A 13,964-nucleotide genomic window follows, 5' to 3' on the forward strand; every position below is an offset into this window, starting at 1 on the left:
GAATGCAGGGTTTGAGAAAAGTCATGAAATGTGTTTGAATGATTGAGAATCTATGACTTTTGAGGTGAAAAGATGGCTTCGCAAAATACAGAAAAAGATTTAAATACGGTTGCGGATGAAACGATTGATAGTGTGAATCGATTCGTGGAATATTTCAAAGATACGGACATGTGGATTGGACTTGGGATTAAACTCGCCGGTGTGGCGCTCATTATCCTCGGTTTATATATCGCGACAAGAATTTTGACCACGATGGTGGAACGCGTGTTTACGCTTCGAAAAATAAAAGAAAATGACATTGTCGCACAACGACAGAACGAAACGTTATTGAAACTGGCACAAAATACGATTCGTTATGTCATTGGATTGATCATGGTGCTGACGGTGCTTGGGCAATTCGGCGTAAATATTGCCGGGTTGATCGCTTCAGCCGGGGTGGCAGGTCTCGCTATTTCGTTTGGTGCCCAAAGTTTGGTGAAGGACGTCATCACCGGTGCGTTCATCATTTTCGAAAACCAGTATAAAAATGGGGATTACGTCAGCTTGAACCAAGAAGTTGAAGGGATTGTCATCGAGGTCGGTATTCGAACGACGAAACTAAAAGGATTGAACGGACAAGTATCCATCATTCCGAACGGACAGATCATGCAAGTGACGAACTACTCACTTGAAAACAGTGTGGCGGTCGTCGATGTCGGTGTCGCTTACGAAGAAGATATGGAACGCGTCGAATCAGCAATCAAAGAGATTGCAAAAGAAGTCGAGGCAAAATATCATGACCTCTTCATCGAACCGATTACTCTCGCTGGAGTGCAGTCGCTTGGTGCTTCAGAAGTCGTCTATCGCTTGATGGCAGAAGTACCACCGACCCAGCATTTCGCGGCCGGACGAATTTTGCATAAAGAATTGAAGGCTGGATTCGACCAACGTGACATTGAAATTCCGTACCCACGAACAGTCATGCTTCCACCTAACCCGACTCCTAAAGGAGGAGAAGCAGAAAATGCACAGTAAAGCTTATGCGTTGAATGATATCGTGGAAATGAAAAAGCCACATGCCTGCAAGACGAATCGCTGGCAAATCACACGTGTAGGGATGGACATTCGTATCAAGTGCCAAGGCTGCGGGGCGAGCGTGCTCATGCAGCGTCGAGACTTTGATAAACGATTCAAGAAGGTGCTTGAACAAGGGAACGCCGCCGAATAAGCGGCGTTTTTCTTTAGGTTATGAACGTGAGTTGCGGTTTAATTGTAGACTATCTATAATTGTGAAGGATGTGACGGTGTGGTGTACTAGAGGTGCCCACTCCACAGACGGCTTAACATTTCCCGGGAAACACCGGATGAGGAGGAACTATTAGTGGGATTAACAGCAGGAATTGTCGGATTGCCAAACGTCGGGAAGTCGACGTTGTTCAATGCGATTACACAAGCAGGAGTCGAAGCGGCCAACTATCCGTTTGCGACAATCGACCCGAACGTCGGGGTCGTCGAAGTACCGGATGCACGTCTTGATCGATTGACTGAACTCGTCAACCCGAAGAAGACGGTGCCAACAGCGTTTGAATTTACAGATATCGCCGGGATTGTAAAAGGCGCATCAAAAGGTGAAGGACTCGGTAACAAGTTTTTGGCGAACATTCGTGAAGTCGATGCGATTTGCCAAGTCGTTCGTTGTTTTGAAGATGAGAACATCACACACGTCGCTGGTCGTGTTTCACCAATTGACGACATTACGACAATCAATCTTGAATTGATTTTAGCAGACCTCGAGCAAGTCGAAAAACGCATTTCACGTGTTCAAAAGATGGTGAAGGCGAAAGATAAAGGGGCCGTGCAAGAACTTGAAGCTCTTGAAGTCGTGAAAGAGGTGCTTGAATCAGAGCGCCCAGCACGTGTAGCTGAGTTGTCAGAAGACCAGCTTGCAATCGTCAAACACTTCCAATTGCTCACGATGAAGCCGATGCTTTATGTGGCAAACGTGAGTGAGGACGAAGTGGCAGATGCAGACGCGAACGAATTCGTACAAGCCGTCCGTGAGCACGCGGCGACGGAAGGGTCGAAAGTCATTGTTATCTGCGCGCGAATCGAAGAAGAGATTTCAGAGCTCGAACCGGAAGAGCGCCTTGAGTTCTTACAAGATCTCGGTATCGAGGAATCAGGACTCGATCAATTGATCCGAGCAGCGTATTCGACGCTTGGTCTCGCCACATATTTCACAGCTGGCGAGAAAGAAGTTCGTGCTTGGACGTTCAAACAAGGGATGAAGGCACCACAATGCGCGGGCGTCATCCATTCTGACTTTGAGCGTGGCTTCATTCGTGCCGAAGTCGTCGCATATGAGGATCTGTCAGCAGCAGGAAACATGACGACGGTGAAAGAACAAGGGAAACTTCGTTCAGAAGGAAAAGAGTACGTCTTCCAAGATGGCGACGTTGTCACATTCCGCTTCAACGTATAAGTTGATTTACGGAAACGTATTGTAAAAGTAAAAGAAGTTTGATAGTATATTATGACGTGAGTAAAACAATTGTTTGCTCCTTGCTCCTACAACCGGTAGGGGCCGTTAGTCCAAGAGGAGGTGAAAGATAATGCGTAAATACGAACTTCTTTACATTATCCGTCCATCAGTTGATGAGGAAGCGAAGAAAGCTTTGATCGAACGCTTCAACAACGTCATCACTGAAAACGGCGGTACTGTTGAAAAAACAACAGACATGGGTAAACGTCGTCTCGCTTATGAAATCAACAAGATGCGTGAAGGACACTACGTTCTTCTTAACATCGTTGCTGAACCTAAAGCGATCCAAGAAACAGAGCGTCTCATGAAGATCTCTGACGACGTTGTCCGTCAAATGACAACAAAAGACGAGCGTTAATCCTTAACGTTTCGTATCGTGAAAGGGGAGCTTGGAGATGATTAACCGAGTTGTGTTAGTTGGTCGATTGACTCGCGATCCAGAAATGCGTTATACGCAGAGCGGAATCGCCGTAACACGCATTACTCTCGCTTGCGATCGTCCATTCGCTGGACAAGATGGGAAGCGTGAGACGGACTTTATTGATTGTGTCGTTTGGCGCAAACAAGCAGAGAACGTAGCGCAATACTTGAAAAAAGGCAGCATGGCCGGCGTTGACGGTCGCCTTCAGATCAGTAGTTACGAAGGACAAGATGGCCAACGTCGTTACCGGGCAGAAGTAGTCGCCGATAGCGTACGCTTCCTAGAACCACGCGGTGCCTCAGCGCAACGTGAGCAAGCACCATCTGGAGATGTCTTCAGTGGTGGTGAATCAAGTGGATCAGGATGGGGCGCAGGAGCCTCTTCGGCTTCATCCCAATCCTCAAATAAAGGTTTTGACGCGGATCCGTTCTCGGGTGGCGGTAAAATCGACTTGTCAGATGATGACTTGCCATTCTAAGCATCATTGACAATTAAAACTAACCTATAAAGGAGGTCTTCACATGGCACGTCGTCCAGGAGGTCGTCGTCGTCGTAAAGTATGTTTCTTTACGTCGAACAACATCACTCATATCGATTATAAAGACGTAGAATTGCTCAAACGCTTCGTTTCGGAGCGTGGTAAAATTCTTCCACGTCGTGTGACTGGTACTTCAGCGAAATACCAACGTCCACTTACTGTCGCTATCAAGCGTTCACGTCAAATGGCTTTGCTTCCATACGTTGCAGAGTAATGTTTGACGAACGGCTTATCCTTTTGGATAAGTCGTTTTTTTGTATTTCATCTTGTCTGTAAGTGTGTAAGTGAAACCGACGAATATGGTATGATAGAGCAGAAACCTTTACGATTCCATGGGTGAACATTACTCATTTTAGGAGGCATACATGCACAGTGGTGAAGTAAAAACATCCGTCAAGAACCAATACACGCGACACATGACGCCATATGTGATTGGATTCTTTGTTTCGTTAGGATTGGCGTTATACAGCATTGTAGCGGCAGTCCCCCTGTTTATGGGTACGCTGATTTTTTTCATTTATCAGCAAGTGACGATGCGACGAGAGCGTAAAATTTGGGAACAGTATGTCCTCTCTCTATCTCATCAGATTAAAGATGTCGGAGAAGAAGCGTTGACGACGATGCCGATTGGAATTTTAGTGTTCGATCAGGAAAGACGCATCAGTTGGTACAATGAACAGTCCCGGCTAATCTTTGAACTCGATATGGCAATCGGTATACCGCTCGACGCGCTCCATCGTTCATTCGAGGAACTGATTGAAGAGGAAGAGGACGAGGCTACGATTGAGGTGGGTGACCGTGTTTACCGCGTCTTCTACAATCAAGCACATCGTACGCTTTATTTGTTTGATATGACAGAAGAGGCAGAGATTGAGCAAAAATATGTGCAATCGCAAACGGTAATCGGTATTTTGTATTTGGATAACTATGATGAGATGTCGACTGCGGTGGACGAACAGGTACGGAGTGAGGTCAATCGTCGTGTGACGATCCTTCTCAACCAATGGGCGCAACAACATCATGTATACATGCGCCGTACGGCAGCGGATCGCTTTTTCCTCGTCATGAATGAGCGGACGTTATCCGAACTGGAGAACAACCGATTCTCGATTTTAGACGAAGTGCGTGAATCGACGAAAGAGCAAAAGATTCCGTTGACGTTATCGATTGGGATCGGGTGTGGCGAGACGACATTGACTGAGCTCGGCAATTTGTCTCAATCTAGTCTTGACCTCGGACTAGGTCGCGGTGGTGACCAGGCGGTCGTCAAGCGCCATAACGGAAAGGTACGTTTCTTCGGAGGGAAGACGAATCCGACAGAGAAACGAACGCGCGTCCGGGCACGTGTCATCTCGAACTCCATGCGTGACTTGATTCGAGAATCAAGTCGTGTCCTTGTGATGGGACACAAAAATCCAGACATGGATTCGATTGGGGCGTCCATCGGGGTAATGAAATTAGCCGAGTTTGTCGGACGTGAGGCGTACGTCGTCATCCCTTCCGGTGAGACGAGTATCGGGATTCAGCGTCTTGTTCAAGAAGTAGAGAATGATGATACGCTATATAGCCAGTTTTTGACTGAATATGAGGCGCAACCACTTATTGATGAACAGACACTTCTCGTCATCGTCGATACACACCGTCCATCACTTGTCATTTCGCAGGACATTTTACATCGGTCGGAGCGGGTCGTCGTAATCGACCATCATCGTCGCGGTGAAGAGTTTATCGAGGACCCGGTTCTCGTCTATATGGAACCTTATGCTTCGTCGACGTGTGAACTCGTTACGGAGTTGATTGAGTATCAAGTCGGAAGTCGCAAACTCTCAATTCTCGAGGCGACGTCACTTCTTGCGGGAATCATGGTCGACACGAAAGGGTTCACGCTCCGTACTGGCTCGCGTACATTTGATGCGGCATCCTTCTTACGGATTCAAGGGGCCGATACGGTTCTCGTACAGCACTTTATGCGCCAAGACCTTGATGCGTATATCGAGCAGTCGCAAATATTAAAAAATACCGAAATTTATGCGGACGGTATGGCGATTGCGGTCGCTTCTGATGACGAAGCGCATCATCAAGTGTTGATTGCCCAGTCGGCAGACCAACTGCTGAATATGGAAGGCGTCAAAGCATCATTCGTCATCGCCATCTTGCCGGACGGGCGGACAGGAATCAGTGCAAGGTCGCTCGGTGACGTCAACGTCCAAGTCATCATGGAAATGCTCGATGGCGGTGGACATTTGACGAATGCGGCGACACAACTTGAGATGAGTTGTGAACAAGCGAACGTCTTGTTGAAAGAAGCAATTGATCATTATTTGACAGATGAAACCGAAGGAGAGGAATTAGAATGAAAGTCATTTTGAAAGTAGATGTAAAAGGACAAGGGAAAGCCGGAGAAGTGAAGAACGTGGCAGATGCTTACGCAAAAAACGTCTTATTCAAGAAAAATTTGGCGGTTGAAGCGACGCCAGGTAATTTAAAAGCGTTCGCAGCGAAAGAGCGTCGGGCCGAAGAAGCTGCGGCAGAAGAGTTGCAAGAAGCGAAACAACTCAAAGAAAAGCTTGAAAAAGAAACGATTGTCGTCACAACGAAAGCCGGAGAAGGCGGTCGCGTGTTCGGTTCGGTCACGAGCAAGCAAATCGGAGATGCCCTCAAATCAATGGGCTATAAAATTGATAAGCGTAAAATCGAACTCGATCATCCGATCAAGGCGCTCGGTTTCACGAAAGTGCCAGTGAAGTTGCACCACGACGTCGTCGCGACGTTGAACGTACATGTACAAGAAGCTTGAAGGTGAGGTAGAGACGGATGAGTGATGCGATTCAAGTCAATACACCACCGCATAGCGTGGAAGCGGAGCAAGCCGTCTTAGGGGCGATCATCCTCGATTCAGACCGATTGATCACGGCCTCTGAACGTGTCGACCCGGACGACTTTTATCGTGTCAGCCACCAGCGCATCTTTGAAGCGATGTTGAAAATCAACGATCGGGGTGAGCTCGTCGATTTGGTCACGCTCAGTTCCGAACTGCAGGCGCAAGGGATTATAGACGAGATCGGAGGCCTCAACTATTTAGCAGAGGTCGCTGAATCCGTCCCGGCCATCGGGAATATCGGCTATTACTTGAACGTTGTCGACCAAAAAGCGGCGCTCCGTCGCCTAATTCGGACGGCGACCAACATCGTCTCGGACGGGTATGAGCGTCAAGATGAAGTCGATTCCGTGCTGTCAGATGCCGAGCGGAATATTTTAAAAGTATCGCAACGAAAGGGACAGTCGAGCTTCCACCCGATTGGTTCTGTCTTATCCGATGCGTATTCGACGATTGAAAAGTTGCATCAGTCGAGCGGAGAGATCACCGGGATTGCGACGGGGTTCACCGATTTAGATAAGATGACAGCCGGTTTCCAGCGAAACGACCTGATTATCGTGGCCGCTCGTCCATCTGTCGGGAAGACGGCGTTCGCCTTGAACATCTCGCAAAACGTCGCGGTCCGTACGGGCGAGAACGTCGCCATCTTCAGTTTGGAGATGGGTGCCGAGCAGCTCGTCATGCGTATGTTGTGTGCGGAAGGGAACATCGATGCCCAACGCCTCCGGACCGGCCGCCTTGAAGCGGAAGATTGGGGACGCCTATCACTCGCAATGTCGTCACTTTCTCAGGCAGGCATCTATATCGACGATACACCGGGTCTTCGGGTCAACGAGATTCGAGCGAAATGTCGCCGTTTGAAGCAAGAGCACGGTCTCGGGATGATCATGATTGACTACTTGCAGCTCATCGTCGGGAACGGAAAACCGGGAGAGAACCGCCAACAGGAAGTATCGGAAATCTCGCGTACGCTCAAAGCGATTGCACGGGAACTTCAAGTACCGGTCATCGCCTTGTCCCAGCTCTCGCGTGGGGTTGAGAGTCGTCAAGACAAGCGACCGATGATGTCGGATATCCGGGAATCAGGGGCGATCGAGCAGGATGCCGATATCGTCGCCTTCCTCTATCGTGATGATTATTACGATAAAGAGAGTGAAGACGCCAATACGATTGAAATCATCATTGCAAAACAGCGTAACGGTCCGACCGGCACGGTCAAGCTCTCTTTCCGAAAAGAGTACAACAAGTTCGTCAATATGGAGACACAAGCCTTCGCACCACCGATGTAACGTCGGTGGTGTCTTTTTTTTACTAGGTAAATAACAAAATAACGAACGAATAATTACATCTTATATAAAACGTTCGGTATTCAATTGACTTTATCGCTTTTCAAGTGTACACTTACGGATGGTTTGAACAGAACGTTGATCAATAAGGAGGATTCATTATGTCATCAGTAGTCGTAGTGGGAACGCAGTGGGGCGATGAAGGGAAAGGGAAAATCACCGATTTCTTATCGAAACAAGCCGAAGTCGTCGCGCGTTATCAAGGGGGAGACAACGCTGGTCATACGATCGTCTTCAATGATACGAAATATAAACTTCATCTCATTCCATCCGGGATCTTCTATTCGGATAAGACGTGTGTCATCGGGAACGGGATGGTCGTCAACCCGAAATCACTCGTGACAGAACTTGCTTACTTACATGAGCGCGGTGTGAGCACGGATAACCTCCGGATCTCAAACCGGGCGCATATCATCTTGCCGTATCATCAGCTTCAAGACCGTCTCGAGGAAGACGCGAAAGGTGACGCAAAAGTCGGCACGACACTTAAAGGAATCGGTCCGGCATACATGGATAAGGCGGCGCGTATCGGGATTCGTATCGCTGACCTTCTCGACAAGGAAGTGTTTGCGGAGAAATTGAAGACCGTGCTCGAGTTGAAAAACCGTATGTTCGTAAAAATGTACGAGGTGGACCCGGTCGAGTTCGACGACATCTTTGAAGAGTACTACGCGTACGGTCAACAGTTCGCAAAACACGTGTGTGACACATCGGTCGTCTTAAACGATGCACTCGACGACGAGAAGAAAGTCCTCTTTGAAGGGGCCCAAGGTGTTCTTCTCGATATCGACCATGGAACGTACCCGTTCGTCACGTCATCGAATGCTGCGTCGGGCGGTGTATCAAGCGGTGCTGGAATCGGACCATCAAAGATTCATCATGTGGTCGGTGTCTGTAAAGCGTACACGTCGCGCGTCGGCGACGGTCCGTTCCCGACACAACTCGATGATGAAATCGGACATACGATCCGTGAAGTCGGGAAGGAATATGGAACGACGACAGGTCGTCCGCGTCGCGTCGGCTGGTTCGACTCGGTCGTCGTCCGTCACTCACGCCGTGTCAGCGGGATCACCGATCTTTGCCTTAACTCAATCGACGTATTGACAGGTCTTGAGACACTCAAAATTTGTACATCGTACGAGTATGAAGGAAAGCATCTTGACGAGTATCCGCCAAATTTCCGTGTCCTCGAGAAATGTGTACCGGTGTATGAGGAACTTCCAGGCTGGACAGAAGACATCACGGGTGTCCGTCACTTCGACGATCTCCCTGAGAATGCGAAGCGCTACGTGCGTCGCATCGAGGAATTGACAGGAATCGAGTTGTTGACGTTCTCGGTCGGACCGGCTCGTGAGCAAACGGTCATCTTGCGTGATATTTACGAATCATAAGAAAGGGAGCCAATGGGCTCTCTTTTTCATTTCCACGGAAATGGACCACGCTTTCTAAGCTGTATAAAAAGAGTTACAATGTAGGCATGTACGTTTAATGACAAGAGGAGGACTCACTGAATGGATCGTACGATTTTAGTGGTAGATGACGAACAACCAATCGCAGATATATTGAAGTTTAAACTTGAAAAAGAAGGTTATCAGGTGCATGTCGCCTATGACGGTGAAGAAGCGCTCGTCAAGGTAGAAGAGGTTCAACCGGACCTCATCTTGCTCGACATCATGCTTCCACTTAAAGACGGCATGGAAGTATGTCGCGAGGTGCGGAAAAAGTATGATATGCCAATCATCATGCTGACGGCGAAAGACTCCGAAATCGACAAAGTACTCGGATTAGAGCTCGGGGCGGACGACTACGTCACAAAACCGTTCAGCTCACGCGAGTTGCTGGCACGTGTCAAAGCGAACATGCGACGTCACGCAACGGCGCCGGCACCGGAGACGAAAGGAGCCAACGCAAACGATATCGTGCTCGGCGACTTGACGATTCACCCGGATTCGTACATGGTGACGAAACGGGATGAGAAAATCGAATTGACGCATCGCGAATTTGAATTGATTCATTATCTTGCGCAAAACATTGGCCAAGTAATGACGCGGGAGCATTTGCTCCAAACGGTATGGGGCTATGACTACTTCGGTGACGTGCGTACCGTCGATGTCACGGTGCGACGACTTCGTGAGAAAGTAGAAGACAGCCCATCGACACCGACGTATATCATTACGCGTCGCGGCGTCGGGTATTATTTAAAGGCAGGGGAAGAAGATTAAACGATGAAACGGACGAACTTCTTTAAATCGATCCAGTGGAAGCTCGTCGTCATCTATGCGCTGCTCATTCTCGTTGCGATGCAAGTCATCGGCGTGTACTTTGTACGTTCTCTAGAACGACAATACATCAACAACTTCTCGCAGTCACTCGTCGACCGAGCGAACCTACTGAGCTATAACGTCAGTGAAGGGATCGCCGCGAACGAGAGTGACTCGACCACGGACCAGCAGTTGAACCAGTTACTGGATCAGCTGCTGTCTGAATTTACAGAGAGCACGACGCTAGCTGACGACATTCGGGAAGTCCAAATCATCGACACGAATAGTGTCGTCCGGGCGACCTCGAATCAAAATAACCAAAGTCTCGTCGGACAACGCACCGCGAGCACGTTCATCCAAAAGTCATTCGCGACAGGCGGGGCGCAAGAGACGCTCGTCTACGAAGATTCGAATGACCGGATGCGTGTCGTCGCCGTCCCGATTCAATCGGAAGTAGATGGAACGACGACCGGGATGATCTATATCGAGGCATCGATGCAGTCCATCTACAATCAGATGGAACAAGTGACTCGCATTTTAGCGACGGGAACATTGATCGCGCTCATCATCACCTCGTTCCTCGGAATCTTGTTGTCGCGAACGATCACGCGACCGATTGCCGATATGCGGAGGCAGGCTGTCGAGATGCGAAAAGGGAATTTCTCGCGGAAAGTAAAAGTGTACTCAGATGACGAAGTCGGTCAACTCGCATATGCATTTAACGAATTGACGGATGAATTGATGGAGGCGAACGCGACGACGGAAGCGGAACGTCGCCGATTGACGAGTGTCCTTGAGAATATGTCGGACGGTGTGGTCGCAACGGACCGTTCGTTGCGCGTCATTTTGATGAATGATCAGGCGCGCGACATGATCGGAGTCGCTGAAGAAGAGGCGATGGGGGCAAACTTACAAAGCCTCCTCGCGTTCGAAGACGAAATCATCATCCCTGAAGACGGAACGATGCCGACGAAGCTGATCGACCTCAGTACGGACGAAGAATTGTTCCTCGTTCGTGCCTATTTCTCACCGATTCAAAAGCATAGTGGACCAATCACAGGTCTCATCGTCGTCTTGCATGACGTCACGGAACAAGAGCAGGTCGAGCAGGACCGTCGTGAGTTCGTCGCGAACGTCAGTCACGAGTTGCGGACGCCACTCACGACGATGCGCAGTTATTTGGAAGTCCTCGCAGAAGGGGCTTATCAGGATGATGAGTTGGCACCGCGGTTCTTAGAGACGACGCAAAACGAGACGGAGCGGATGATTCGCCTCGTCAACGATCTGTTGCAACTCTCGAAGATGGACAGTAAGGAATACAAGATGCAGAAAATGAAGTTCGACTTCGTGCAATTCTTTAACGACATCATCGACCGTCATGAGATGACGAAAGGAGAAGCGATTCAATTCCGTCGCAAACTGATGAAGCGTCGCGTGTATGTGCATGCCGATCAAGATAAGATGACCCAGGTCATCGACAACATCATCACGAACGCCATCAAGTTCTCACCAGAAGGCGGGACGATCACGTTCCGTACGATGCTCCGGGCGAAACGCCTCGTCATTGGAATCAAAGACGAGGGAGTCGGGATCCCGAAATCGAACTTGAAGAAAATTTTTGAGCGTTTCTATCGTGTCGACAAGGCACGGGCGCGCAATATCGGTGGAACCGGACTCGGTCTATCGATTGCGAAAGAAGTCGTTTCCGCTCACGGTGGAGACATTTGGGCAGAGAGTGAGTTTGGTCGCGGCACGACGATTTACTTCACCATCCCGTTCGATACGATTGTGGAGGTGAATGATTGATGAAGCGATTTACGATTGCAAAGCCAGAACTGTGGAAGTCGTTCCTTTTGCTCACGTTAATCGTCACGTCGATCGTTCAAACGATCATTCTATGGGATTATCATCCTACCTATCAGGCGGTCCAATCGGAAACACAACTGACGACGGTGGACGAGTCCTTGCAGCGCAGGGCGAATCAGGTCATCATTCCTGTTCAAACGGTCGTCCACGACAACAATGCCGTCTTTGCGTCGAAAAATACACCGAAGCAACTGATGCGTGTCATTCGGGACTCGTTTGAGGCAAGTGAATTCAAGCCGCTCGCCGCGAAAAACGTACCGAACTTCTATACGGATATAAACGAGGGGCTCGAATTGATTTTGCCTGAAGCCTACTATGCAGACACGCTTAGCTATATGCTACCGGGAACGTATAGTCTATCTGGGAAAATCCCTCAGCGGATCCTCATCTATATGGATAACAGTGCGTTCAACATCCGCGCCATCATGAGCGACCAATCGATTTGGGAAGGCAAGTTGACAAAAGTCGGAAACGGTGACGTGAACAGCCTTTTCTTGAAAAATTCGAGTCGAACGATGAAACGTGTCACATACACTGATGAACGTGTGAATTATATCCCGGTCGTCGGTCCAGAAATGAATGAGTTGTTCGCGTATGATGTCTCGTCCATTCAATTGGATGCTCGCCTCGACTGGATGAGAGAAACGTTCTTCCCAGGCGATCCGAACGTTCAAGAGGTCGACCCGGCGAGTTCGGTCGGCGCATTGACGAATGGTGTCAGCGTTGTCGAATATGACGCGACATTGAATGCGAGTCGTTACCGAAACTTGTCTCGGAACAGTACAGAACGTGACGTGGCACTTGGACTGGATTCAATCGTGGAGTTCGTGAACTTCCACGGCGGATGGGTCGATGATTCTTCGGAAGGGCAAGGGCTCTCTCTTCGCTTCGATGCCATCACACCAGCAAATAAAGGCTTTGAAACGAGCGTGTTTCGTTTTCATGTGAGAGGATATCCGGTCTTTAGTCAACGTGAGGCGTTCATCAACAATGATGCCATCGACTTATCCACACTACGTGTCGAGAACGATGGGGCACAGGTACGTTCGATCACGCGTCACCATCTAGAAATCGATCGCTTGATCACGGTCGGTACGACACAATTGGCCGATGCGAACGAAGTGCTCGGCACACTCATCAATTCGGGACGATTTGAGAATGTGACCGAGATTCGAATCGGGTATGAGATTGAATACAACGAGGATACGAGTCGGTTTGTGACGTTCTCGCCGAACTGGTTCGTGCGCGAGGCGGGACGTTGGGTACCATACAACCAAGCAGAAGGCTGGACAGAAAGGATGATGTATCGTGGATTGGAGTAAAGCGAAAACGATTTTAATCTTCGCCTTCCTCGCCTTGAACATCTATCTGTTGTTCCAGTTGCTGACCGAAACGTGGGCGACCGAGGTCGTGACGAGTGATAACACGTCGATTGCACAAATTTTAGATCAGCGGAATGTCGATCCGGCGAAATTGCCGCGAATGGGTCGGGACATCGGATACTTGACGGGCTCGTCTGAAGAGATGTCGGCTTCGATGATTACGAAAAATCGTGATGCGCAACTGGCGACGACACTCGACAACATGCAGCTCGAGGTCGAACTGAAACAACCGGTCCCACTTGATGCGAAGGAATTGCGGACGACCGCTTCGACGTTTGTAGCGGAATATGTTCCATTCGGAGATGAATATGCCTATTGGCGTTACGATGAAAAAACGAGACAGATTGCTTTCGTCCAAACGTTCGAGGACAATAAAATCTTTTCGACACCCGAGGTCGAAGGGGACACGGAAGTGTATATCGGTCCCTCCCTCATCTTGATTCAACTGAACGAGGCGTTTGAAGTGACGGATTACAAACAGCGCCACTTAAAAAACCTCTCATCGAAAACCCAAGACGATCTCGTTTTGACAGCTAGTGAAGCGATTTCCCAACTCGCATCACGGAAATATTTTCAACCGAACCAAGACATGAGGGCCATCAACACAGGATTTTATAGCTTACCACTCGACAGTTCAGGCAATTTGATCATCATGCCACCACTTTGGTCGATTGCGATTGATGACGATGTCTACTTCGTCAATGCGATTGATGGTACGGTTGAACGTGTCGAGTTTGAAACGGCAGAATGA

The 13,964-nt window shown here is 49.0% G+C and carries 14 protein-coding genes; all 14 read left to right on the plus strand.

Translation table 11 applies throughout. The features are described from left to right. Positions 1–72: 72 nt before the first annotated feature. The 14 genes from KNP00_RS11560 to KNP00_RS11625 all read left to right on the plus strand — a co-directional run bounded on the left by KNP00_RS11560 (position 73) and on the right by KNP00_RS11625 (position 13,964). Entirely contained in the window at positions 73–1,014 is a 942-nt protein-coding gene (locus KNP00_RS11560) for a mechanosensitive ion channel family protein (protein WP_215145386.1), read from the plus strand. Beyond that, the gene (locus KNP00_RS11565) at positions 1,004–1,207 is read left to right on the plus strand and encodes a DUF951 domain-containing protein (protein ID WP_215145388.1); all 204 of its coding nucleotides are present in this window, start codon (positions 1,004–1,006) and stop codon (positions 1,205–1,207) included. Before KNP00_RS11560 ends, KNP00_RS11565 begins: the two co-directional genes overlap by 11 nt. 153 nt (positions 1,208–1,360) lie before the next feature. Continuing rightward, the gene (ychF, locus tag KNP00_RS11570; protein ID WP_215145395.1) at positions 1,361–2,461 is read left to right on the plus strand and encodes a redox-regulated ATPase YchF; all 1,101 of its coding nucleotides are present in this window, start codon (positions 1,361–1,363) and stop codon (positions 2,459–2,461) included. 130 nt (positions 2,462–2,591) lie between these two features. Further along, complete coding sequence (rpsF, locus tag KNP00_RS11575) at positions 2,592–2,879, plus strand: 30S ribosomal protein S6 (protein WP_026824729.1); 288 nt, start codon at positions 2,592–2,594, stop codon at positions 2,877–2,879. A 37-nt stretch (positions 2,880–2,916) separates the two neighbouring features. After that, positions 2,917–3,420 (plus strand): single-stranded DNA-binding protein, encoded by a 504-nt coding sequence (ssb, locus tag KNP00_RS11580; RefSeq protein WP_215145397.1) that lies wholly within the window; start codon positions 2,917–2,919, stop codon positions 3,418–3,420. A 43-nt stretch (positions 3,421–3,463) separates the two neighbouring features. Next, on the plus strand, positions 3,464–3,694 hold the full coding sequence (gene rpsR, locus KNP00_RS11585) for a 30S ribosomal protein S18 (protein ID WP_015880232.1): 231 nt from the start codon (positions 3,464–3,466) through the stop codon (positions 3,692–3,694). A 151-nt stretch (positions 3,695–3,845) separates the two neighbouring features. After that, positions 3,846–5,837: a DHH family phosphoesterase gene (locus KNP00_RS11590; RefSeq protein WP_215145399.1), complete on the plus strand. Its 1,992-nt coding sequence runs from the start codon at positions 3,846–3,848 to the stop codon at positions 5,835–5,837. Further along, a complete protein-coding gene (rplI, locus tag KNP00_RS11595) occupies positions 5,834–6,277 on the plus strand; it encodes a 50S ribosomal protein L9 (protein WP_215145401.1) in 444 nt (147 codons plus the stop codon). Before KNP00_RS11590 ends, rplI begins: the two co-directional genes overlap by 4 nt. Before the next feature lie 17 nt (positions 6,278–6,294). Beyond that, the gene (gene dnaB / locus KNP00_RS11600; RefSeq protein WP_215145403.1) at positions 6,295–7,647 is read left to right on the plus strand and encodes a replicative DNA helicase; all 1,353 of its coding nucleotides are present in this window, start codon (positions 6,295–6,297) and stop codon (positions 7,645–7,647) included. Between the two features lie 158 nt (positions 7,648–7,805). Further along, complete coding sequence (locus tag KNP00_RS11605) at positions 7,806–9,095, plus strand: adenylosuccinate synthase (RefSeq protein ID WP_215145404.1); 1,290 nt, start codon at positions 7,806–7,808, stop codon at positions 9,093–9,095. Positions 9,096–9,215: 120 nt separating this feature from the next. Then, positions 9,216–9,926, plus strand: a complete 711-nt coding sequence (gene yycF, locus KNP00_RS11610; protein ID WP_215145406.1) for a response regulator YycF — start codon at positions 9,216–9,218, stop codon at positions 9,924–9,926. A 3-nt stretch (positions 9,927–9,929) separates the two neighbouring features. Continuing rightward, a complete protein-coding gene (gene walK / locus KNP00_RS11615; protein WP_215145408.1) occupies positions 9,930–11,771 on the plus strand; it encodes a cell wall metabolism sensor histidine kinase WalK in 1,842 nt (613 codons plus the stop codon). Further along, positions 11,771–13,153: a two-component system activity regulator YycH gene (gene yycH, locus KNP00_RS11620; RefSeq protein ID WP_215145410.1), complete on the plus strand. Its 1,383-nt coding sequence runs from the start codon at positions 11,771–11,773 to the stop codon at positions 13,151–13,153. Before walK ends, yycH begins: the two co-directional genes overlap by 1 nt. Next, a complete protein-coding gene (locus tag KNP00_RS11625; RefSeq protein WP_215145412.1) occupies positions 13,140–13,964 on the plus strand; it encodes a two-component system regulatory protein YycI in 825 nt (274 codons plus the stop codon). The genes yycH and KNP00_RS11625 overlap by 14 nt, the downstream gene beginning before the upstream one ends.

Origin of the sequence: Exiguobacterium qingdaonense (assembly GCF_018617855.1) — a bacterium.
In the GTDB taxonomy this organism is placed as follows: domain Bacteria; phylum Bacillota; class Bacilli; order Exiguobacteriales; family Exiguobacteriaceae; genus Exiguobacterium; species Exiguobacterium qingdaonense.

Coding starts and splice junctions, on each gene's coding strand:
- KNP00_RS11560 (WP_215145386.1), top strand. CDS start 73: ATGGCTTCGCAAAATACAGAAAAAGATTTAAATACGGTTGCGGATGAA.
- KNP00_RS11565 (WP_215145388.1), top strand. CDS start 1,004: ATGCACAGTAAAGCTTATGCGTTGAATGATATCGTGGAAATGAAAAAG.
- rpsF (WP_026824729.1), top strand. CDS start 2,592: ATGCGTAAATACGAACTTCTTTACATTATCCGTCCATCAGTTGATGAG.
- ssb (WP_215145397.1), top strand. CDS start 2,917: ATGATTAACCGAGTTGTGTTAGTTGGTCGATTGACTCGCGATCCAGAA.
- rpsR (WP_015880232.1), top strand. CDS start 3,464: ATGGCACGTCGTCCAGGAGGTCGTCGTCGTCGTAAAGTATGTTTCTTT.
- KNP00_RS11590 (WP_215145399.1), top strand. CDS start 3,846: ATGCACAGTGGTGAAGTAAAAACATCCGTCAAGAACCAATACACGCGA.
- rplI (WP_215145401.1), top strand. CDS start 5,834: ATGAAAGTCATTTTGAAAGTAGATGTAAAAGGACAAGGGAAAGCCGGA.
- dnaB (WP_215145403.1), top strand. CDS start 6,295: ATGAGTGATGCGATTCAAGTCAATACACCACCGCATAGCGTGGAAGCG.
- KNP00_RS11605 (WP_215145404.1), top strand. CDS start 7,806: ATGTCATCAGTAGTCGTAGTGGGAACGCAGTGGGGCGATGAAGGGAAA.
- yycF (WP_215145406.1), top strand. CDS start 9,216: ATGGATCGTACGATTTTAGTGGTAGATGACGAACAACCAATCGCAGAT.
- walK (WP_215145408.1), top strand. CDS start 9,930: ATGAAACGGACGAACTTCTTTAAATCGATCCAGTGGAAGCTCGTCGTC.
- yycH (WP_215145410.1), top strand. CDS start 11,771: ATGAAGCGATTTACGATTGCAAAGCCAGAACTGTGGAAGTCGTTCCTT.